Below are 21,736 nucleotides of genomic sequence, written 5' to 3' on the forward strand. Positions count from 1 at the left end.
GGATCGGCCGAAAGGAAACGGCCGGACAACAGCCCACCAGTCTACGTGGGTGTGGTCCGGCCGCTCACCAGCAGCAGGGGTCAGGCCTTGTTGCTCGGCTCCTTGTGGCGCTTTTCCACCGGGCCCCGCCGCACCGCGCCCGGCGCGTTCCACTCCGAGCGCTTGCGGGCCCGCTTCTTCGCGGCCTCGGAGGAGTCGAGCTGGTAGGGGACGGATGTCACCATCACGCCGGGGGTGAACAGCAGGCGTCCCTTGAGCCTGAGCGCGCTCTGGTTGTGCAGCAGGTGCTCGTACCAGTGGCCCACCACGTACTCCGGGATGATCACGCTGACCACGTCGCGCGGGCTCTCCTTGCGCAGGCCCTTGACGTACTCGATGATCGGCCGCGTGATCTCGCGGTAGGGCGAGTCGAGGATCTTCAGCGGGACGGTGATGCCGCGCCGCTCCCACTCGGCCCGCAGGGCCTTGGTCTCCGCCGGGTCGACGTTGATGCTCAGCGCTTCGAGCGTGTCCGAGCGCATCAGCTTGGCGTAGGCCAGGGCGCGCAGCGTCGGGCGGTGGATCTTGGAGACCAGGACGATGGAGTGCACGCGGGAGGGGCGAACGCTGTCGTCCGAGGGGGTGTCCGGGGCGGCGATCTCCTCGGCGACGCGGTCGTAGTGGCGGCGGATCGCCGACATCGTCGCGTAGAAGATGCACATGCCGAGCAGGGCGACCCACGCGCCGTGCGTGAACTTCGTGACGAGTACGACGACCAGGACCATGCCCGTGAAGAAGGCGCCGAAGGTGTTGATCGCCCGCGAACGGATCATGTGGCGCCGCTTGGCCTGGTCCTTCTCCTTGCGCAGATGGCGGTTCCAGTGCCGGACCATGCCGATCTGGCTGAGCGTGAAGGAGACGAAGACGCCGACGATGTAGAGCTGGATGAGGCGGGTCGAGTCCGCGCCGTAGATGACAACGAGGAGGGCCGCGGCGCCCGCGAGCAGCACGATGCCGTTGGAGAAGGCGAGCCGGTCGCCGCGGGTGTGCAGCTGGCGCGGCAGGTAGCGGTCCTGCGCGAGGATCGAGCCGAGCAGCGGGAAGCCGTTGTACGCCGTGTTGGCCGCGAGGAAGAGGACGAGCGCGGTGGCGGCGGCGAGCACGATGAACAGGAAGCTGCCGTTGCCGAAGACGGCCTCGGCGACCTGCGAGATCACCGGGTTCTGCACGTAGTCGGCGCCGACCGGGACGCCGTTGTGGAAGAGGTCCTTGCCCGGGTACTCGGCCATGCGGACCTTGGTCGTCATGGCGAGCGCGATGATGCCGCAGAACATCGTCACGGCCAGGGCGCCCATCAGGGCCAGGGTGCTCGCCGCGTTCTTGCTCTTGGGCTTGCGGAAGGCCGGGACGCCGTTGCTGATCGCCTCGACGCCGGTGAGCGCGGCGCAGCCGGAGGAGAAGGCCCGCAGGAGCAGGAAGACGAGCGCGAAGCCCGCGAGACCGCCGTGCTCCGGCTTGATCTCGTAGTCCGCGGTGGGCGCCTTCATCGTCTCGTCCAGGACGATGCCGCGGAAGGCACCCCAGGCGATCATGATGAAGACGCCGGCCACGAAGACGTACGTCGGGATGGCGAAGAGCTTGCCCGACTCCTTCACGCCGCGCAGGTTCATCACCGTGAGGAGCACGATGACGGCGACCGCGCAGAGCACCTTGTGCTCGACGACGAACGGGATCGCCGAGCCGAGGTTCTCGATGCCCGATGAGATGGACACCGCCACGGTCAGGACGTAGTCGACGAGCAGCGCGCTCGCGACGGTCAGTCCCGCCTTGGGGCCGAGGTTGGTGTTGGCGACCTCGTAGTCGCCACCACCACTCGGGTAGGCATGCACGTTCTGCCGGTACGACGCGACGACGGTGAACATCAGCACGACGACCGCGACGGCGATCCAGGGGCTGAAGTGGTACGCCGACACACCCGCGATCGAGAGGACAAGGAGCACTTCCCCCGGCGCATAGGCCACGGAGGAGAGCGGGTCGGACGCGAACACGGGTAGAGCGATGCGCTTCGGCAGGAGGGTTTCTCCGAGCCGGTCGCTGCGCAGTGCGCGCCCGATGAGGATCCGTTTGGGCACGTCGGTCAGTTTGGACACGCAGAGGATCGTAAGCGTTCGATTGGGTGCCCGCCCACCCACCACCCCCTAAGCGCGCCGGTTAGCCACGACGCGCCGCCGGGGGCTCCGCCCAATGCCCGGAAACCGGACGCCCGTCGGCGCCTTGCGGTGCGAGCGGCACCTCCCGGGACCCGTACCGCTCGGCCACCCGCTGCTCGGCGCGGTGGATCGCGCGGGACGGCCACCAGGTGGCGCGCCCCAGGAGCAGCAGCGCCGCCGGCAGGATCATGATGCGGATCACGAACGCGTCGAGCAGAACGGCCACCGCGAGGACGAAGCCCATCTGCTTCATCTCCAGGATGTGCAGCATCACGAAGCTCGCGAAGACGGTGACCATGACGATCGCGGCGCTGGTGACGACCTTGGCCGATGAGCCGATGCCCTCGATGACGGCCTGCCGGGTGGGTACGCCGTTCAGCGCGGCCTCCCGGATCCGGCTGACGACGAACACCTGGTAGTCCATCGAGAGCCCGAAGAGGATCACGAAGAGGAAGAGCGGGACGCGCGAGGAGATCCCGCCGAGCGAGATGAACGAGAGCAGTTCCTCGGCCCACTTCCCCTGGAAGACCAGGACGAGCAGCCCGAGCGCGGACGCGGCGGAGAGCAGGTTGAGCACGACGCCGAGCAGTCCGAGGACGATCGAGCGGAACGCGAAGACCGTCATGGCGAAGGTCATCAGGAGCAGGAAACCGAGGACGAGCGGCAGCTTCTGGTTCTGGTGCTCCACATAGTCCGTGCCGCGCGGCACCTCGCCGGTGGTGGCCGTCTCGACGCCGGGCAGCTTGCCGACGGTCTCGGGGAGGTAGTCGTCGCGCAGGTGGTCGAGGGTGGCGACGGCCTTGTCGGAGTACGTGGCGTGCGAGGCGTACAGCTCCAGGGTGCTCGTCCTGCGGTCCTTCGAGGAGCGCAGGACCGGAGCGCCGGAGGGTCGGGCGAAGAGCGGATCGGCCGCTGCCATGCGGTCGAGTTCGCGCAGGGCGCGGGCGACCTCGCCGGCCTGCTCGGCCTCGGCACGCACCACGACCTGGTGACGGATGCGCTGCTCGGGGAATGCGTCGAGCAGCCGGTCGTAACCCTGCATCGCCGGGATCTCGCGCGAGAAGCTGTCGCGGGCCGGGTCCTTGAGGTTCATGTTCAGGGCCGGCAGCGCGAGGCCGAGCAGGACGAGGACGGAGAGGCAGAGCGTCAGGGCGGGGCGCTTGCGGGCCGGGGCGAGCAGCGCGTTCCAGGCACGTCCCGGCTTCTTCTCGCCGTACGTCCTCACTGGCTTGCCCTGCGCCCGGCGCTTCGCCGCCCGGCGTTCCGTACGCCTGCCCAACTTGACCAGCAGGGCCGGGAGCACGGTCACCGAGCTGATGACGGCGACGGCCACGACCAGGATGGTGCCGGTCGCGAGCGAGTCGAAGATGACGTCACCCGCGAGGAACAGTGCGGCGGTCGAGACGATCACCGCGAGGCCGGAGACGACGATCGCGCGCCCTGCCGTCGCGGCCGCTGCCTCGACGAGCGCCTCCGAGGTGAGGCGCCCGCCCGCACGGGCCCGCTCCTCGCGTTCGCGCTTGAGGTAGAAGAGCGTGTAGTCGACGCCGACGGCCATGCCGATGAGCAGGATCATGTTCATCCCGACGCCCGTGTCGGGCAGCAGGTGCGAGGCCAGCATCGCCAGGCCCATGGTCGCCATGATCGAGGTGATGGCGAGCAGCAGCGGCACGCCGACCATCACCACCGAGCCGAACACCAGGGCCAGCGTGATCAGCGTGACGGGCAGCGTGATCGCCTCGGAGAAGGCGAGGTCCTCGCCCCGCTGGTCGTTGACGCCCTTGCTCACGGAGGCGGCGCCGGCCTCCTCGATCACCAGGTCCGGGTGGGCCTTCTCGACCTGGTCGGTCTGGGCCTGGAGCGGGATGACGTTCTTCTTGCCCTCCTGGTCGGGGCCGTTGAGCTCGACCTGGACCCGCAGGACCCGCCCGTCCGCCGACGGCACCGGCGCCGCCACCGATGCGACCTCCGGCAGCGACTTCATCCGGGCGGTGATGTCCTTGACGGCGGCGTCGGCGGCCTGCTCGTCGAGCGGTCCCGACTCGGCGCGGATCAGCACCTGTTCCGTGGGCCGCAGCTGGACGCCGCCCTCGGTGGCCAGGGCCTCGGCACGGCCCGCCTCACCGACGCGGAAGTCCTCCGAGGTCGCGCTGTTCATGCCGGCGGCGATGCCGCCCCCCAGGCAGAGCACCACGAACACCAGCCAGCCGACGACCGCGCGCCCTGGATGCAGCGCGCTCCATCGGGCCACGCGCACCGTGACCGATCGCTTTCCCATGATCGTCCCCACCCCTTCGCCATCTCGTGGCGTTCAGTCCTTCATGTGTAAGTGGAGACTGACAGGTGAAGGAGTGGGCCGTCAACTGTTATGTGCGGCTGCAAGGAGGCGGATTGACAGCGGTTCCCGTCATGCGTAAGCCTTGGCTGACAGGTTTCGGGACCAGCGATAAGGCGGGCCATGGACAGCGAAGAGCTGCTCGCCGTTCTCTCCGCCGTCGGCCACGCCCAGCGGATCCGGATCATCACCGAGCTCGCCCCGGGGCAGCTGTACGTCAGCGAGCTGGCGCGGCGGCTCGGTGTCTCGCGCCCCTTGCTCTACATGCACCTCGACCGTCTGGAGAAGGCCGGTCTCGTCGTCGGCCGCCTGGAGCTCTCCGACGACGGCAAGGCGCTCAAGTACTTCGAACTGGCGCCGTTCGACGTGCGATTGAACGTGGACACGATCCTCGCGGCCGTCCGGCAGGACGCGTCGGACGAGGACGAACAGCACTCACCTGAGGGGTCTTAATGGACGACGTGATCATCCCGGTCGCCTTTTTCCTGATACTCGCCGGCGCGGTGGTGGCGGTCGCCTACTTCCAGTCGCAGCGCAACCGCGAGCGTGACCGCCAGTGGGCCGAGGCGATGGAGCAGTACCGCGAGGTCGTCGAGCGCGCCAGGTCCGAGCAGGAAGCGGCGCGGCTGCAGATCGTCGAGCTCAGCTACCGGCTCAAGAACGTCGAGGGTCTGCTGCGCAGCGTGGACTGAGCACCGGCAGGTGCACGGGGGTGCCCTCCGCGGACCGTGCGTGTGTAGCTTGGGCGTCGGTCTGAGACGCTTTTACCGTTCAGCCTGAGCAAAAAGTATTGACACAGCCGGAAGGACGGGCGTGCACATCGTCATCATGGGCTGCGGGAGAGTCGGATCCGCTCTCGCGCAGACCCTGGAACAACAGGGGCACACGGTCGCCGTGATCGACCAGGACCCCACCGCCTTCCGCCGGCTGGGCTCCGGCTTCGGCGGCCGTCGCGTCACCGGCATCGGCTTCGACCAGGACACCCTGCGCGAGGCCGGCGTCGAGGAGGCGGGCGCCTTCGCCGCGGTCAGCAGCGGCGACAACTCGAACATCATCGCCGCCCGCGTGGCCCGCGAGATGTTCGGCATCGAGAACGTCGCCGCCCGCATCTACGACCCGCGCCGCGCCGAGGTCTACCAGCGCCTGGGCATCCCCACCGTCGCCACGGTCCGCTGGACCGCCGACCAGATGCTGCGCAGGCTGCTGCCCTCCGGGGCCGAGCCGCTGTGGCGCGACCCCACCGGCGGCGTACAGCTCGCCGAGGTGCACGCGTCCGCGTCCTGGATCGGGCACAAGATCAGTGAGCTGCAGGAGGAGACCGGCGTCCGCGTGGCCTTCCTCACCCGGCTGGGCGAGGCGGTCCTTCCGACCTCGCAGACGGTGCTCCAGGAGGGCGACCTGGTGCACGTGATGATGCGCACCGACGAGGTCGAGAAGGTCGAAGCGGCGTTCGCCGAAGGCCCCGAGGAAGGCGGTCACTGATGAGGGTCGCCATTGCCGGAGCAGGCGCGGTGGGACGTTCCATCGCCGGTGAGCTCCTGGAGAACGGGCACGAGATTCTGCTCATCGACAAGGCGCCGACCGCCATCTCGGTGGAGCGCGTCCCGCAGGCCGAGTGGCTGCTCGCCGACGCCTGCGAGATCACCTCGCTCGACGAGGCGGCGCTCCAGCGCTGCAACGTGGTGATCGCCGCGACCGGCGACGACAAGGTCAACCTCGTCGTCTCGCTGCTCGCGAAGACCGAGTACGGCGTCCCGCGGGTCGTCGCCCGCGTGAACAACCCCAAGAACGAGTGGCTCTTCAACGAGTCCTGGGGTGTCGACGTCGCGGTCTCGACCCCGCGTCTGATGTCCGCGCTCGTCGAAGAGGCGGTCAGCGTCGGCGATCTCGTACGCCTGCTGCGCTTCAGTCACGGTGACGCGAACCTCGTCGAGCTGACCCTGCCGCCCGAGTCGGCCCTCGCGGGCACGACGGTCGGAGACGTCCAGTGGCCCGAGGACACCTCGCTCGTGACGATCATCCGCGGCACGCGCGTCCTCGCGCCGACCGCGGATGACTCCCTCGAAGCGGGCGACGAGCTGCTCTTCGTCGCGGCGCAGGCTCGCGAGGAGCAGCTGGAGGACCTGCTGTCGGTGCGGCGGGAGGACGCGGCGAGCTAGTCGCTGCGCTTGCTTGTACGCAGCTGGGGGCGCCCGGAAGATTCCGGGCGCCCCCAGCTGTCGTCGAACGTCTGCGGGTGCGCCGTGGCTGGTCGCGCAGTTCCCCGCGCCCCTTACGGGGCGGCCCGGTGCTCGCGTTCCTTCTCGGCCTTCTCCGCGGCCTCCATCTCGGCGAACACGTCGATCGGCGGCGGAGCCTTCGCGAGGAAGACCCACGTCAGCCAGACGGCGAGCAGGAAGGGCGGAATCTTCAGGGCGATCAGGACCCAGCCGAACTGGGTCGTGTCCGCCCACCAGTAGAGCGGGAAGAGGATCGCGCACTTGGCGAGCAGGATCAGGCCCCAGGCCCAGCTCGCCTTGGTGTACGCCTTCTTGCGGCCCGGGTTGCGGGTCCGCCAGGAGAGGTTCTCCTTGAAGACCGGGCCGAGGATCAGGCCGATCAGCGGGACGCCCGCGATGGCCGTGATGATGTAGGCGAGGGCCAGGCCCAGCGTGTAGAGCATGCCCGGCAGATAGAAGTCCTTCGCGTTGCCGGTCATCATCGCGAAGACCACACCGAAGGCGACACCGAAGACGCCGCTGAAGGCGTGCTTGACGGTGTCCTTCATGACCAGGCGGACCGCCACGAGCACCAGGGACACCGCGAGGGCCGCGATGGCCGACATGTGCAGGTCCTTGTTGATCGTGAAGATCGTCACGAAGAGGAGGCCGGGGACGACGGTCTCCACCATGCCCCGCACGCCGCCGAAGGCCTCGAAGAGCGCGGCCTCGGTCACGGCCCTGGAATCGGCTTCCTGATCCGTGCTTCCTTGGTCCGTCGGCTTGTCGAGGGACGTCACCGGCTACTCCCGTCCGAGGGGTCTGAGTTCGTATTTCGGGTTGAAGAGCACCCGGCGGCCACGGCTCATCGAGACCCTGCCGGACGCGATCAGCCTGCGCCCCGGCTCGATCCCCACGATGGAGCGCCTGCCCAGCCACACCACGTCCAGTGCCGCGGAGCCGTCGAACAGCTCCGCCTCCAGGGCGGGAACGCCGGCGCGTGGTCGCAGCGTGACCGTGCGCAAGGTACCAGTAACCGTGACTATCTGGCGGTCGTGGCAGTCTCCGATGCGGGTGCACCCCGCCGTCTCGGCGTCCTCGCGCAGCTCCTCCGACTCCAGATCCTCCTGGGAGGAGGACAGCCGGTCGAGCATGCGCCGGAAACGGCCTGCCGGCTTGTCGGAACCAGGAACAGCACTCATACAGGAAGCGTACCGGGGGTCGCCGACAGCGCCGCAGTGGGTGCGCTCATCTGTGCTTATGCCCGCTCAGCCCCGCCTTGACCCTTGACTCATCGCTCGAACCTGTAACCCATTCCCGGCTCGGTGATGAAGTGCCGCGGATGCGCGGGGTCCGCCTCCAGCTTGCGGCGCAGCTGCGCCATGTAGACGCGCAGGTAGTTCGTCTCCGTACCGTACGAAGGGCCCCAGACCTCCTGGAGCAGCTGCTTCTGGCTGACCAGGCGCCCGGTGTTGCGCACGAGGACTTCGAGGAGGTGCCACTCCGTGGGTGTCAGGCGTACGTCGCGCCCGTCGCGGTTGACCTTCTTGGCGGCCAGGTCGACCGTGAAGTCCTCCGTGTCCACCATGACGTCGTCCTCGCCCGCTCCGGTGGGCTCGGCCCTGCGGATGGAGGCCCGCAGCCGGGCAAGCAGCTCGTCCATGCCGAAGGGCTTGGTGACGTAGTCGTCGGCGCCCGCGTCGAGCGCCTCGACCTTCTCGTCCGAGCTGTGCCGCGCGGAGAGCACCAGGATCGGCACGCGCGTCCAGCCGCGCAGGCCCCTGATGACCTCGACTCCGTCCATGTCGGGCAGACCGAGGTCGAGCACGATCACGTCGGGGTGGCGGGCGGCGGCGAGCTGGAGCGCGGTGGCTCCGTCGGGGGCCGCGTCCACGTCGTACTTGCGCGCCTTCAGGTTGATGACGAGGGCGCGTACGATCTGCGGCTCGTCGTCGACCACGAGCACCCGGGTCATGCGTACCTGCCTTTCGGGCTTGTCGGTTGTGGCCATCTCGGCGGTCATGCGGCCATCTCGGCGCTCATGAGGCTGCCTGTGCGGAGAGGTCGGGCAGGGCCGGCGGCGGTCCGCCCGTCGCCGCCCGCAGCGTGAGCACCATGGTGAGGCCGCCGCCGGGGGTGTCCTCGGCCTCCAGCGTGCCGCCCATGGACTCGACGAAGCCGCGTGCGACCGCGAGGCCGAGGCCCACGCCCGCGCCGCGCGGAGCGTCACCGTAGCGCTGAAAGGGCTCGAAGATGCGGTCCTTGGCCGCGTCCGGGACGCCGGGCCCGCGGTCCACGACGCGCAGTTCGACGCGGTCTCCGAGCGTGCTGGCGGAGACCAGGACCGGTTCGGCGTCGAGGCTGTACTTGACGGCGTTCTCGACGATGTTGGCGACGGCGCGTTCCAGGAGGCCCTTGTCCACGGAGACCATGGGCAGCGTCTCGGGGATGTCGAGGTCCGCGCTGCCGTCGGGGACGCCGCCGAGCGCCATGGGGACGACCTCGTCGAGGTCGATCGCGCGGATCAGCGGGGTGACGGTGCCGGTCTGCAGGCGGGACATGTCCAGGAGGTTGCCGACCAGGTGATCGAGGCGGTCGGCGCCGTCCTCGATGCCTTCGAGGAGCTCGGCCTGGTCCTCCTCGGACCACGCCACGTCGTCGGATCGCAGGGACGAGACGGCGGCCTTGATGCCCGCGAGAGGCGTACGCAGGTCATGGCTGACGGCGGCGAGCAGTGCGGTGCGGATGCGGTTGCCCTCGGCGAGGGTGCGGGCCTGCTGCGCCTCGTCCTGGAGGCGCCGGCGGTCGAGGACCACGACGGCCTGCGCGGCGAACGCGGCGAGCACCCTGCGGTCCTCGGCGGGCAGTACCCGGCCGGACAGGGCGAGCGCCATGTGGTCGCCGACGGGCATGTCCACGTCCGCGTCCTCGGGGCGCTCCAGCGTGCGCCCCTCGCCGACCCGGCCCGCGCAGGTCCAGGGGGCCACGTCGCTCGCCCGCTCCAGGAGGGCCACCGAGTCCATGCTGAAGGTCTCGCGCACACGCTCCAGGAGGGCGTCCAGGCTGGTCTCGCCGCGCAGCACGCTGCCCGCGAGGAAGGAGAGTATCTCCGACTCCGCGCGCAGCCTCGCGGCCTGGTGCGTCCGGCGGGCCGCGAGGTCCACGACGGAGGCGACGGAGATCGCGACGCCCACGAAGACGATGATCGCGACGATGTTCTTGGAGTCGGAGACCGTCCACAGGTGCAGCGGCGGTGCGAAGTAGTAGTTCAGGAGCAGTGAGCCGAAGGCCGCCGACGCCAGGGCCGGGAGGAGCCCGCCGAGGAGGGCTGCGGCGACCGTGAGCGTCAGGAAGAGCAGCATGTCGTTGGCGAGACCGAGGTCCGCGTCGACGTGGGTCAGGAGCAGCGTCAGGAGCGCGGGTCCGCCCACGCCCACCAGCCAGCCCCAGATGCTCCGGGACCGCCCGAGGCGGGCCCCGCGCGTCACGGGCAGGCCGCGGCCCTTGGCGACCTCGTCGTGCGTGACGATGTGGACGTCCAGGTCGGGGCCCGATTCGCGGGCCACCGTAGCGCCGACGCCGGGCCCGAAGATGTACTGCCAGGTCTTGCGGCGCGAGGAGCCGAGGACGATCTGGGTGGCGTTGACGCCCCGGGCGAAGTCGAGCAGCGCGGCGGGTATGTCGTCGCCGATGACGTGGTGGAAGGTGCCGCCGAGGTCCTCCACCAGGGTGCGCTGGACCGCGAGTTCCTTGGGTGACGCCGCGGTCAGGCCATCGCTGCGGGCGATGTAGACGGCGAGGATCTCGCTGCCGGAGCCCCTGGCGGCCATGCGGGACGCGCGGCGGATCAGGGTGCGGCCCTCGGGGCCGCCGGTGAGGCCGACGGCGATGCGTTCGCGGGCCTGCCAGGTGGAGCGGATGCCGTGCTCGCCGCGGTACTGCTGGAGGTATTCGTCGACCCGGTCGGCGACCCAGAGCAGCGCGAGCTCGCGCAGGGCGGTGAGGTTGCCGGGCCGGAAGTAGTTGGACAGGGCCGCGTCGACCCGGTCGGGCTTGTAGATGTTGCCGTGCGCCATGCGGCGGCGCAGCGCCTGTGGCGACATGTCGACGAGCTCGATCTGGTCCGCGCGCCGCACCACTTCGTCCGGCACGGTTTCGCGCTGGCGCACGCCGGTGATCGACTCGACGACGTCACCGAGGGACTCCAGGTGCTGGATGTTGACGGTCGACACGACGTCGATGCCTGCGGCGAGGAGTTCCTCGACGTCCTGCCAGCGCTTGGCGTTGCGGGAGCCGGGCACGTTCGTGTGCGCCAGTTCGTCCACGAGGGCGACGGCGGGCGCGCGCTCCAGGACGGCGTCGACGTCCATCTCGGTGAAGAGGCCGCCGCGGTGGTCGAGCTGCTTGCGGGGCACCTGCTCCAGGCCGTGCAGCATCACCTCGGTGCGCGGCCTGTCGTGGTGCTCCACGAAGGCGACCACGCAGTCGGTGCCGCGCTCGATGCGGCGGTGCGCCTCGGACAGCATCGCGTACGTCTTGCCGACGCCCGGTGCCGAGCCGAGGTATATCCGAAGCTTGCCGCGTGCCATGGCCCCATTGTCTTCCCGAAACTGCTGTGTACGCAGCGTCGACCTTACGGCCAGCAATTCGCGCAAAACGGACGAGTGTGTGCGGGAGGGCGCTCTTTGACGCAACCCTGATGGGGCAGGTCACGGGGATCAGCGCGGGGGGTCGGCCTTCCGGAGCCGGAGGGGTACGCCGACGTTCCGGTGCAGATCCTCCACGAGGACCGCGCTGTCGGTCATGCCCACTCCCCCGTGCGGTCCTGTGGGGCCGGGCGCCAGTATGGTCGCGGCGCGCCCGGCCCGACAAGGTCCGGTTCAGCTGGGGTTGTTCGCGTGGGTCAGGGTCTCCCAGGCGACGAAGAGGTTGTTGGAACCCGCCGGGCGCCTCTGCTCGGTGAGCTTCTGGGTGTTTGACATGGCGTGGCCGAGGCGGTTGTGCAGCGCGTTGTAGCCGACCTCGGTGATCGGTCCGAGGCCCCGGTGGACCGAGCCGCCGCAGAGCGAGCTCGGCGGGGCCTCGCCCAGTTCGTACTTGGCCTGGAAGCCGAGGCCCTGGCGCAGCCGCTCGCCGACGTCCGTCGTGTAGAGGTCCTCGCCCTGGATGCGGCTGGTCTCGGCGACGTGGGAGATCGCGGAGAGTCCGTAACCGGTGTGGGTGAAGTCGCGGCACGTCTCCTGGGTGAGCCCGGTGGTGAAGGTGCCCTGCCCCTGCCAGTACTTGACGATCTTGGCGCGGGTGTCGAGGTTCTGGCTCGGCACGGTCTTCGGCAGCTCGCCGTCGGAGGCGAGGTAGACGTAGGCGGCGGTGCGCGTGCGGAACTTGGCCATCGCCTTGTCGTACGACCCCTTGTCCTCGATGAAGACGGAGATGCCGATGGCGGCCTCCATCATCGACAGCTCCCAGTTGCCGTTGGAGTTGGAGCCGTTGATGATCTCGGGCAGGTAGACGGTGCGCAGCATCGTCGCGAAGCGGCCCGAGTTGCCCCAGCTGCCGGTGTACGTGTGCTTGATGATCTCGGCGGCCCTGGGCCAGGACGAGCCCGCCCAGCCGGTCTGCAAGGGGGCGTTGCTGTTGGTGTGGTCCTTGATGGTGCCGGACCAGGCGTCCATCAGCTCGATGGACTTCTTCGCGTAGCGGTCGTCACGGGTGATGTACCAGGCGAGTGCCGTGGTGTACGCGGCTATCGCGTCCTCGCGCTCGTCGGTGCACCCGTAGTTGGGGTCCGAGTAGGAACCGCACTCGACGACCGCGCGGGGCTTGGGCGTGCGTGAGAGGGAGGCGTACTTGCTTCCCATCATCTGGTCGTAGGCGCCCTTCCAGGGCTGGGCGCCGGTGTTGACCTTCTCCCTGGTGAAGTCGAGCTGTCCGCGGGAGACGGTGACTCCGGGGTGGACGAAATCGGCGGGCGCGGCGTCGGCGCGTTCGGCGCCGGGCCAGGTGAGGAGGGCGGCGACCAGGGTCGTCACCACGGTGGCGAGGGTCGCGAGGACTGCCGTGCGGGATCTGCGGTGGTGGCGCACGGGTGTGGGGGTGTCAGCCATGCGAAGGGCCATCCATTCTCGTATGTGAACCTCAAGTGCCTTTCTGAACACGCGTGTTGGGCCGAGACCATAGGTACGGACCAGCCTGCCGTCAAGACGTGCGCCCTACGCGGCCGCGCCGCAGCCTCCATCGGTCGGTGGGATTCAGAACCGTGAACCACGGACTGCCCTGGGCGGCCCGGCCACGAGGGCCGGACCGCCCAGGGCAGCCGTGAGGTGAGTACGCCTCAACTCCCGTCGGCGACAAGCTCCTTCAGCGCGACGTTGAGCTGGAGGACGTTGACGCGGGGCTCGCCCACGAAGCCGAGGATCCGCCCGTCCGTGTGCTCGTCGACCAGCTTCTCGACCTTGTTCACGGCGAGGCCGTTCTTGTCGGCCACCCGATGCGCCTGGAGCCGCGCGTACTCCGGGGAGATGTGCGGGTCCAGGCCCGATCCTGACGAGGTGACGGCTTCGGCCGGCACGTCCGACGGCCTGACCTCGAACCCGGCCGTGGAGTTGTCCTTGACGACGGCGGCCTTGGCCGCCTTGACGTTCGCGATCAGGTCCTTGCTGTCACCGGACAGGTTCGTCGCACCCGAAAGGATCAGGTCGTACTGGGTGTTCACCCCCGCGTCCTGGTTGGAGCCGAGGCCGTTGGACGGCCGGGGCTGGAACCACTTCAGGTCGGGCTCGGCGGTCTCCTGGCCCTTCTTCAGCGGCAGGTCGTACGTCTGCCCGATGAGCTCGGAACCGACGACCTTGCCCTCGCTGCGGATCTCGGAACCATTGGCCTTGTCGCTGAACAGGCCCTGGGCGATCCCGGTGACGGCGAGCGGATAGATGACACCGCAGATCACGGTCAGCACGAGCAGGGCACGCAGGCCCGCGCCCAGCAGCCGTGCCGTACTTCCGACGGAGTTGTTCATGACGATCAGCACGCTTTCAGGAGCTAGAGCCCGGGGATGAGGGAGATCACCATGTCGATGATCTTGATGCCGATGAACGGGGCGACGAGACCGCCGAGCCCGTAGATGCCGAGGTTGCGCCGCAGCATCCTGTCCGCGCTCATCGGCCGGTAGCGGACGCCCTTCAGGGCCAGCGGCACCAGGGCGACGATGATCAGCGCGTTGAAGACGACGGCCGACAGGATGGCCGACTCCGGGGACGACAGGCCCATGATGTTGAGCTTGTCGAGGCCGGGATACACCACGGCGAACATGGCGGGGATGATCGCGAAGTACTTCGCGACGTCGTTGGCGATCGAGAAGGTCGTCAACGCGCCCCGGGTGATCAGGAGTTGCTTGCCGATCTCGACGATCTCGATGAGCTTGGTGGGGTTGGAGTCCAGGTCCACCATGTTCCCGGCCTCCTTGGCGGCCGAGGTCCCGGTGTTCATGGCCACACCGACGTCGGCCTGCGCGAGGGCGGGCGCGTCGTTCGTGCCGTCACCGGTCATCGCGACGAGCTTGCCGCCGGCCTGCTCCCGCTTGATCAGCGCCATCTTGTCCTCGGGCGTGGCCTCGGCGAGGAAGTCGTCCACGCCTGCCTCGTCCGCGATCGCCTTGGCGGTCAGCGGGTTGTCGCCCGTGATCATGACCGTCTTGATGCCCATGCGCCGCAGCTCGTCGAACCGTTCGCGCATGCCGTCCTTGACGACGTCCTTGAGGTGGATGACGCCGAGGACCCGCGCCCCCTGGTCGTCCTTGGCCGCGACGAGGAGCGGCGTGCCACCGGCCTGCGAGATCCTGTCGGTCACGGCCTGGGCGTCGTCGGAGACGGTGCCGCCGTTCTCGCTGACCCAGGCGACGACCGAACCGGCCGCGCCCTTGCGGACCTTGCGCATGGCCCCGCCCTCGACGAGGTCGACGCCCGACATCCGCGTCTGCGCGGTGAAGGCGACCCACCCGGCCCCCTCCAACTCCCCCTGGTGGCGCTCGCGAAGCCCGTACCTCTCCTTCGCCAGTACGACGACGGAGCGGCCCTCGGGCGTCTCGTCGGCCAGCGACGAGAGCTGGGCGGCATCCGCGAGCTCGTCCTCGGTCGTCCCGCGCACCGGCACGAACTCGGCGGCCTGCCGGTTGCCGAGCGTGATGGTGCCCGTCTTGTCGAGCAGCAGCGTCGAGACATCACCGGCGGCCTCGACCGCCCGCCCGGACATGGCGAGGACGTTGCGCTGGACCAAGCGGTCCATGCCCGCGATGCCGATCGCGGAGAGCAGCGCGCCGATGGTCGTCGGGATCAGGCACACCAGGAGCGCGGCGAGCACGATCATGGACTGCTCGGCACCGGCGTACACGGCGAACGGCTGGAGCGTGACGACGGCGAGCAGGAAGACGATGGTGAGGGACGCGAGCAGGATGTTGAGCGCGATCTCGTTGGGCGTCTTCTGCCGGGCCGCGCCCTCGACCAGGTTGATCATGCGGTCGATGAACGTCTCGCCGGGCTTTGTCGTGATCTTGATGACGATGCGGTCGGAGAGGACCTTCGTGCCGCCGGTGACGGCGGACCTGTCGCCGCCCGACTCCCGGATGACCGGGGCCGATTCACCGGTGATGGCCGACTCGTCGACGCTCGCGACGCCGTCGACGACGTCACCGTCGCCGGGGATCACGTCGCCCGCCTCGCAGACGACGAGGTCGCCGATGCGCAGCGCGGTGCCGGGCACCTGCTCCTCGGCCGTGCCGTTCAGGCGGCGCGCGACCGTGTCGGTCTTGGCCTTGCGCAGCGTGTCCGCCTGCGCCTTGCCGCGCCCCTCGGCCACCGCCTCCGCGAGGTTGGCGAAGATCGTGGTCAGCCAGAGCCAGACCGCGATCGCCCAGCCGAACCAGTCCCCCGGGTCCTTGACCGCGAGGACGGTGGTGATCACCGAGCCGACGAGCACCACGAACATGACGGGCGACTTGACCATCACCCGCGGATCGAGCTTCCGCACGGCGTCGGGGAAGGACTTCAGGAGCTGCGTGGGGTCGAACAGACCTCCGCCGACACGGCCGCCGTCCGCGTGCCCGCCGGGCACGTCCTGGTGCGGCGCACGGGTGGGAGTAGCGGTGGACATGGAGCCGGGCTCCTCTGGCTTCTTCGTCTCGGTGGTCATGACGCCAACCCTTCGGCCAGCGGCCCGAGGGCGAGCGCCGGGAAGTAGGTCAGACCGGTGATGATCATGATGGTGCCCACCAGCAACCCGGTGAACAGGGGCTTTTCGGTGCGCAGGGTGCCCGCCGTCGCCGGGACCGGCTTCTGCTCCGCCAGCGAACCCGCGAGCGCGAGGACGAACACCATCGGCAGGAACCGGCCGAGCAGCATCGCGAGGCCGATCGTGGTGTTGAACCAGTTCGTGTCCGCGCTCAGCCCCGCGAACGCCGAACCGTTGTTGTTGGCCCCCGATGTGTAGGCGTAGAGGATCTCCGAGAAGCCGTGCGCCCCGGAGTTGAGCATCGAGTCCTTGGGCGTGGGCAGTGCCATCGACACCGCCGTGAAGCCGAGCACGAGGGCGGGGGTGACGAGGATGTAGCAGGCGGCGAGCTTGATCTCGCGGGTGCCGATCTTCTTGCCCAGGTACTCGGGGGTACGGCCCACCATCAGCCCGGCGATGAACACCGCGATGATCGCCATGATCAGCATGCCGTACAGACCCGACCCCGTACCGCCCGGCGCGATCTCGCCCAACTGCATGCCGAGGAGATCGAGTCCGCCGCCGAAGCCGGTGTTGGAGGAGTGGAAGGAGTTGACCGCGCCCGTCGAGGTCAGTGTCGTGGCGACCGAGAAGATCGCCGAACCCGCGATCCCGAACCGCGTCTCCTTGCCCTCCATCGCGCCGCCCGCGATGTCGAAGGCGGGGCCCCCGTGGTGGAACTCCGTCCACATCATCAGCGCCGTGAACCCGACCCAGATGGTCACCATCGTGGCGAGAATCGCGTACCCCTGCCTGAGGGAACCGACCATCCGCCCGAAGGTCCTCGTAATCGCGAACGGGATCACCAGGATCAGGAAGACCTCGAAGAGGTTGGAGAGGCCGTTCGGATTCTCGAAGGGGTGGGCGGAGTTGGCGTTGAAGTAGCCGCCTCCGTTGGTGCCCAGCTCCTTGATGACCTCCTGCGAGGCCACCGCCCCGCCGTTCCACTCCTGGCTGCCGCCCAGGAACTGGCCGACGCCGTGGATGCCGGCGAAGTTCTGTATCGCGCCACAGGCGACGAGGACGAGGGCGCCGATGACGGAGATCGGAATCAGGATGCGTACGACACCGCGCACCAGGTCGGCCCAGAAGTTCCCCAACTCCCCCGTCCGTGACCGGGCGAAGCCCCGCACCAGGGCCACCGCGACGGCGATGCCCACGGCCGCGGACACGAAGTTCTGCACCGCGAGGCCGCCGGTCTGCACGACATGGCCCATGGCCTGCTCGCCGTAGTACGACTGCCAGTTGGTGTTCGCCACGAACGACGCCGCGGTGTTGAAGGCCTGGTCGGGGTCGATGGCCTTGAAGCCGAGCGACCCGGGCAGCGAGCCCTGGAGCCGCTGCAGCAGATACAGGAAGAGCACGCTCACGGCGGAGAAGGCGAGCACACCGCGCAGATACGCGGGCCAGCGCATCTCGGCGTTCGGGTTGGCGCCGATGCCCTTGTAGATCCACTTCTCGACGCGCAGATGCTTGTCGGAGGAGTAGACCTTGGCCATGTGGTCACCGAGCGGACGGTATGCCAGGGCGAGCGCCACGATCAGCGCCAGGAACTGGAGCACACCAGCAAGAACAGGGCTCATATCCGTACTCAGAACCTCTCCGGGAACACGAGAGCGAGGACGAGATAGCCCAGCAGGGCGACGGCCACGACGAGACCGACGATGTTCTCGGCAGTCACAGCTTCGCCACCCCCTTGGCGATGAACGCCACCAGCGCGAAGACCGCGATCGTGGTGACGACGAAGGCCAGGTCGGCCATCGTGTGCTCCTAGATGAGATGCGATTGATCTGACCTCTTGAGCAAACCCCCTGTATGGCCGGAAACGACCGCCGTTGACGGCTCCCTTACGGCCGTTGCCACTCCGTTGACGACTCTCTTACGGTTGCCGCCGCTCCACCGCTCTCACCTGCGAAAACACCGATGGGCCGCACTCCCGTCAGGGAGTACGGCCCATCGGCCTGCTGGTGGTGCGCCTAGCGCACTTCGGTGATCTCGGGGCCCCGCTGGAGCTGGCCCATGCCGCCGGAGAAGCGCGAGCCCTCCTGCTGCTCCTGCTGGACACCGCCCTCGGCGACCATCTGTGCGTCGTCCGGCAGCTTCAGGACGATCGGGTCACGCGGCGCCATCGGGCCGTCGCCGCGCACGATGACGGTGTCCCGGAAGATCTGCTCCAGGAGACCCGCGGCCTGCGGCTGCACCGCACCCTGGCCGGAGATGACCCCGCGCAGGAACCACCGCGGGCCGTCGACACCGATGAAGCGCACGACCTGCACCCCGCCCGTGCCGTCCGGCAGCTGCACCGGCACCTGCGCACGCAGCTCCCAGCCGAGGGGGCCCTCGACCTCGTCGATGACACCGCCCTGCTGAGTGATGCCCGAGGCGATCTCCTCGCGGACCTCGCCCCAGATGCCCTGCTTCTTGGGGGCGGCGAAGCCCTGCAGCTGGATGGCGCTGTCCTGGAGCACGACGGTCGCGGCGACGATCGCGTCACCGGCGACCTCCACGCGCAGCTCCATGCCCTCGACACCCGGTACGAAGAGGCCACCGAGGTCCACGCGGCCCTCGCCGGGCTCCCGGACCTCCGAGACGTCCCAGGGACCGTCGGGGCGGGGCTCGGGCTCGAGCCTCACGCGCGACCGCGCCGCGTCATCACTGTCCGCGGCGTCGGAGTCGTCGACGACCTGCTCGGCCTCGCCCGCCGCGTCCTCGGCGGCACTGTCCTTCTTGCGACGTCCGAACACGTCACTGTCCTTCCCGGTCAGATACGACCGATGCGTATCGATTCCCACCCGTGTTTTCACCCGAGCCGGCGCCCACGGCGGCATGGCCGCCGGTGGACCCGAAGCCCCCCTCGGCCCGCGCCGAGTCGGGAAGCTCCGCCACCTCGTGGAAGCGCACCTTCTCGACCTGCTGGACGACCAGTTGGGCAATCCGGTCGAAGCGCTCGAACCGCACGCGCTCGCGCGGGTCGAGATTCACCACGATCACCTTGATCTCTCCACGGTACCCGGCATCCACCGTCCCTGGGGCATTCACCAGGGCGACACCGCAGCGGGCGGCGAGACCGGACCGCGGGTGCACGAAGGCCGCGTAGCCCTCCGGCAGCGCGACGGAAACCCCCGTGGGCAGTACCGCCCGCTCGCCCGGGGCGAGTTCGCACGCTTCGGTGGTCCGCAGATCCGCTCCGGCGTCGCCGGGCTGCGCGTACGACGGCAGTGGTACCTCGGAGTCGACGCGACGGATCAGGACGTCGAGCTCCGGACGGAGTACGGGGGTCACGGGTTCACCTCGAAGGCACGTGCGCGGCGGATCTGGTCCGGGTCGTCCATGGCGGCCCGGATCTCCTCCGGGCGGCCGTTCTCGATGAAATGGTCGACCTTGACCTCGATGAACAGGGCCGTGGCACGGACGGCGACGGGCCCGTCGGGGCCGCCGATCCGCCCGGTGGCCCGGGAGTAGATCTTCCGTCCGGAGACGGCGGTCACCTCGGCCTCGAGGAAGAGGACGGTGCCCAGCGGCACGGGCCGCACGAAGTCGGTCTCGAGCCGTCCGGTCACGGCGATCACCCGCAGCAGCCAGTTCAGCGAGCCGAGCGTCTCGTCGAGCGCCGTGGCGAGCACTCCGCCGTGCGCGAGGCCCGGAGCACCCTGGTGGGCCTCCCGGACGGTGAACTCGGCGGTGACGCCCACACCTTCACCGGCGTACGCGGCGAGGTGCAGCCCGTGGGCCTGCCCTTCGCCGCAGCCGAAACAGTGCTCGTAATGGGCTCCGATGAGCTCGCCGGGGGCGGGCGCGTCGGGGTGGCGGACGGGCGCTATTGCGTCGGCCGGGGGCGTCAGAGCTGCTGAAGTACCACTCACAGGCGCAGACCTTACCCGCGAGTCCACCGACTCAGCTCATCGTGCCAAGCTTGCTCGTATGCAGCCTTACGAAGAACGCCTGACGGCGCCCCGTTCCTGGTGGCTTGTCTCGCTCCTGGTCGGTGTCGCGACCGCGCTGATCATGGTGCCCTTCGGCACCCTGCCGCTGCTCGGCGGCCTGGTCGCCGGCACGGCCGTAGCCGCGGTCGTCACCAGCTCGTACGGCTCCCCCCGGATCCGCGTGGTGGCGGGCTCGCTCGTCGCGGGCGACGCGAAGATCCCGGTCTCCGCCCTGGGCGAGCCGGTGGTACTCGACGCCGAGGAGGCGCGCGCCTGGCGCGGCCCGAAGGCCGACCCGCGCGCCTTCATGCTGCTGCGCGCCTACATCCCCACGGCGCTGCGCGTCGAGATCACGGACCCGCAGGACCCGACTCCGTACGTGTACGTGTCGACGCGGCACCCCGAGGCGCTCGCGGCGGCGCTGACGGCGGTACGGGCTTCGTAAGGACCGCTCGTCGGGGGCGTGCGCGGAACCCGCCGCGTCAGCGCCCCAGCTCCTTGGGCGGCGTGTCCGGACGCAGGGGGTCCAGGGGCTTCACGGGCTGCTCAAGGGGCGGCAGCTCGGGCAGGGCGTCCCAGGGCACCTGCGACCTCCGCAGGTCCGCACGGACCCGCTCAGCGAGCTTCTTGGTGTCACGGCGGTTCATCACCGCCCCGACCGCGGCGCCCACCATGAAGGGCATCAGGTTCGGGAGATTGCGCACCATGCGCTTCATGATCTGCTGGCGCAGCTCGCGCTTCATCTGGCCGCCGAGCGCGGCGTTGATCGACGCGGGCTTCACCACGTCGATGCCGCGCTCCTCGGTCCACGAGGTGAGGTAGGCGGAGCTGCGCTCCTTGAGGTTGCCGGGCGGGCGAAGGCCGTAGACCTCGTGGAGCTCGGCGATCAGCTTGAGCTCGATCGCGGCCACTCCGGTGATCTCGGCGGCCATCTCCGCGGGCATGGCGGGCGGCACGGGCATCATCGCCGCGGCGCCGACCCCGGCACCGACCGTCGACGTCGCGTTGGCCGCGCCGGAGATGAGTTTGTCCGCGATCCGCTCGGCATCGAGGCCGGGGAACTGTTTGCGGAGGGTGTTCAGGTCGCGGACCGGGACCCGCGGGGCGTTCTCGATGATCCGGTCGGCGAGATAGCCGATGCCGGCCTTGGCGCTGCGTCCGCTCATGCGTACGCCCGCCTTGACTCCGTCCGTGACGGCGGCAACGCGGCCCTTGGACCCGGGGGCCCTGGACGCCTTGTCGGCCGCCGTCTCGTCTGGTGTGGCCACCTCTGAGGCGTTCGCCGGTCCGAGCGAGGCTGTTCCTGTGGGGGAAGAGCCCCGCTCGTCGTTGCGCGCGCCCTCGATGGCGGCGTTCTCTTGGTCCGCTCCGCGCTTACGGAAGCGGCGCTTCCTCGGCGGGGTCGAGCCTGTCACGGCCGACCCTGCCCTAGTCGCAGTCGCGGCAGATCGGCTGGCCGTTCTTCTCCTTGGCCAGCTGGCTGCGGTGGTGCACCAGGAAGCAGCTCATGCAGGTGAACTCGTCCTGCTGCTTCGGGAGCACCCGTACGGCGAGCTCCTCGTTCGACAGGTCCGCGCCGGGCAGTTCGAGGCCCTCTGCGGCCTCGAACTCGTCGACGTCCACTGCCGAGGTCGACTTGTCGTTCCGCCGCGCCTTCAGTTCCTCGATGCTGTCCTCGTTGACGTCATCGTCGGTCTTGCGTGGGGTGTCGTAGTCCGTTGCCATGTCGCTCTCCCCCTCTGGGTGTCTGCGGTGTCTCAGCGCACGTAACGCGTGAGAGGCCGGACTTGTGCCCGACCTGAGGCGGAGATTTTGCCTCACATCAAGGTC

Annotated in this window: 21 protein-coding genes; 5 read left to right on the forward strand and 16 right to left on the reverse strand. The window is 69.3% G+C overall.

The features are described from left to right. Positions 1-80: 80 nt before the first annotated feature. Complete coding sequence (locus tag ACIBCK_RS12950) at positions 81-2,129, reverse strand: APC family permease (RefSeq protein ID WP_399389564.1); 2,049 nt, start codon at positions 2,127-2,129, stop codon at positions 81-83. 61 nt (positions 2,130-2,190) lie between these two features. Next, positions 2,191-4,467, reverse strand: a complete 2,277-nt coding sequence (locus ACIBCK_RS12955) for an MMPL family transporter (RefSeq protein ID WP_399389566.1) — start codon at positions 4,465-4,467, stop codon at positions 2,191-2,193. Positions 4,468-4,647: 180 nt separating this feature from the next. On the opposite strand from ACIBCK_RS12955, the gene ACIBCK_RS12960 reads away from it, so the two are divergent. From ACIBCK_RS12960 to ACIBCK_RS12975, 4 genes are all read left to right on the forward strand, one after another. Then, on the forward strand, positions 4,648-4,977 hold the full coding sequence (locus ACIBCK_RS12960) for an ArsR/SmtB family transcription factor (protein ID WP_399389567.1): 330 nt from the start codon (positions 4,648-4,650) through the stop codon (positions 4,975-4,977). After that, complete coding sequence (locus tag ACIBCK_RS12965) at positions 4,977-5,216, forward strand: hypothetical protein (protein WP_397715665.1); 240 nt, start codon at positions 4,977-4,979, stop codon at positions 5,214-5,216. Before ACIBCK_RS12960 ends, ACIBCK_RS12965 begins: the two co-directional genes overlap by 1 nt. 121 nt (positions 5,217-5,337) lie before the next feature. Then, entirely contained in the window at positions 5,338-6,006 is a 669-nt protein-coding gene (locus tag ACIBCK_RS12970) for a TrkA family potassium uptake protein (protein WP_367045579.1), read from the forward strand. After that, positions 6,006-6,683: a potassium channel family protein gene (locus tag ACIBCK_RS12975; RefSeq protein WP_399389569.1), complete on the forward strand. Its 678-nt coding sequence runs from the start codon at positions 6,006-6,008 to the stop codon at positions 6,681-6,683. Before ACIBCK_RS12970 ends, ACIBCK_RS12975 begins: the two co-directional genes overlap by 1 nt. 113 nt (positions 6,684-6,796) lie before the next feature. On the opposite strand, the gene ACIBCK_RS12980 is transcribed toward ACIBCK_RS12975, so the two are convergent. From ACIBCK_RS12980 to ACIBCK_RS13035, 12 genes are all read right to left on the reverse strand, one after another. Then, positions 6,797-7,522: a DUF3159 domain-containing protein gene (locus ACIBCK_RS12980; RefSeq protein ID WP_399389571.1), complete on the reverse strand. Its 726-nt coding sequence runs from the start codon at positions 7,520-7,522 to the stop codon at positions 6,797-6,799. 3 nt (positions 7,523-7,525) lie between these two features. Then, positions 7,526-7,924, reverse strand: coding sequence for an OB-fold nucleic acid binding domain-containing protein (locus ACIBCK_RS12985; protein WP_399389572.1), 399 nt, complete (start codon positions 7,922-7,924; stop codon positions 7,526-7,528). A gap of 89 nt (positions 7,925-8,013) precedes the next feature. After that, entirely contained in the window at positions 8,014-8,697 is a 684-nt protein-coding gene (locus tag ACIBCK_RS12990; protein ID WP_249592796.1) for a response regulator, read from the reverse strand. Positions 8,698-8,761: 64 nt separating this feature from the next. Further along, positions 8,762-11,311: an ATP-binding protein gene (locus tag ACIBCK_RS12995; protein ID WP_399389574.1), complete on the reverse strand. Its 2,550-nt coding sequence runs from the start codon at positions 11,309-11,311 to the stop codon at positions 8,762-8,764. Between the two features lie 291 nt (positions 11,312-11,602). Next, entirely contained in the window at positions 11,603-12,829 is a 1,227-nt protein-coding gene (locus ACIBCK_RS13000; protein ID WP_399389576.1) for an alginate lyase family protein, read from the reverse strand. A gap of 227 nt (positions 12,830-13,056) precedes the next feature. Beyond that, positions 13,057-13,737: a potassium-transporting ATPase subunit C gene (locus ACIBCK_RS13005; RefSeq protein WP_399389785.1), complete on the reverse strand. Its 681-nt coding sequence runs from the start codon at positions 13,735-13,737 to the stop codon at positions 13,057-13,059. A 23-nt stretch (positions 13,738-13,760) separates the two neighbouring features. Continuing rightward, positions 13,761-15,905, reverse strand: a complete 2,145-nt coding sequence (gene kdpB / locus ACIBCK_RS13010) for a potassium-transporting ATPase subunit KdpB (protein WP_399389578.1) — start codon at positions 15,903-15,905, stop codon at positions 13,761-13,763. After that, positions 15,902-17,566: a potassium-transporting ATPase subunit KdpA gene (gene kdpA / locus ACIBCK_RS13015; protein ID WP_399389580.1), complete on the reverse strand. Its 1,665-nt coding sequence runs from the start codon at positions 17,564-17,566 to the stop codon at positions 15,902-15,904. The genes kdpB and kdpA overlap by 4 nt, the downstream gene beginning before the upstream one ends. 8 nt (positions 17,567-17,574) lie before the next feature. After that, entirely contained in the window at positions 17,575-17,664 is a 90-nt protein-coding gene (gene kdpF, locus ACIBCK_RS13020) for a K(+)-transporting ATPase subunit F (RefSeq protein WP_033264828.1), read from the reverse strand. A gap of 295 nt (positions 17,665-17,959) precedes the next feature. After that, positions 17,960-18,727 (reverse strand): DUF3710 domain-containing protein, encoded by a 768-nt coding sequence (locus ACIBCK_RS13025; protein WP_367045566.1) that lies wholly within the window; start codon positions 18,725-18,727, stop codon positions 17,960-17,962. Between the two features lies 1 nt (position 18,728). Then, positions 18,729-19,265 (reverse strand): dUTP diphosphatase, encoded by a 537-nt coding sequence (dut, locus tag ACIBCK_RS13030; protein WP_399389582.1) that lies wholly within the window; start codon positions 19,263-19,265, stop codon positions 18,729-18,731. Next, the gene (locus ACIBCK_RS13035; protein ID WP_399389584.1) at positions 19,262-19,846 is read right to left on the reverse strand and encodes a PaaI family thioesterase; all 585 of its coding nucleotides are present in this window, start codon (positions 19,844-19,846) and stop codon (positions 19,262-19,264) included. The genes dut and ACIBCK_RS13035 overlap by 4 nt, the downstream gene beginning before the upstream one ends. A gap of 58 nt (positions 19,847-19,904) precedes the next feature. Between ACIBCK_RS13035 and ACIBCK_RS13040 the strand changes: the two genes are divergently transcribed. Beyond that, on the forward strand, positions 19,905-20,351 hold the full coding sequence (locus ACIBCK_RS13040; protein ID WP_367045559.1) for a DUF3093 domain-containing protein: 447 nt from the start codon (positions 19,905-19,907) through the stop codon (positions 20,349-20,351). A gap of 37 nt (positions 20,352-20,388) precedes the next feature. On the opposite strand, the gene ACIBCK_RS13045 is transcribed toward ACIBCK_RS13040, so the two are convergent. Together ACIBCK_RS13045 and ACIBCK_RS13050 are read right to left on the reverse strand one after the other, a co-directional pair. Continuing rightward, positions 20,389-21,321: a hypothetical protein gene (locus ACIBCK_RS13045; protein WP_399389586.1), complete on the reverse strand. Its 933-nt coding sequence runs from the start codon at positions 21,319-21,321 to the stop codon at positions 20,389-20,391. Between the two features lie 13 nt (positions 21,322-21,334). After that, positions 21,335-21,631: a DUF4193 domain-containing protein gene (locus tag ACIBCK_RS13050; protein ID WP_055563079.1), complete on the reverse strand. Its 297-nt coding sequence runs from the start codon at positions 21,629-21,631 to the stop codon at positions 21,335-21,337. Between the last annotated feature and the right edge of the window lie 105 nt (positions 21,632-21,736).

It is taken from the genome of Streptomyces sp. NPDC051218, assembly GCF_044455475.1.
In the GTDB taxonomy this organism is placed as follows: Bacteria; Actinomycetota; Actinomycetes; order Streptomycetales; family Streptomycetaceae; genus Streptomyces.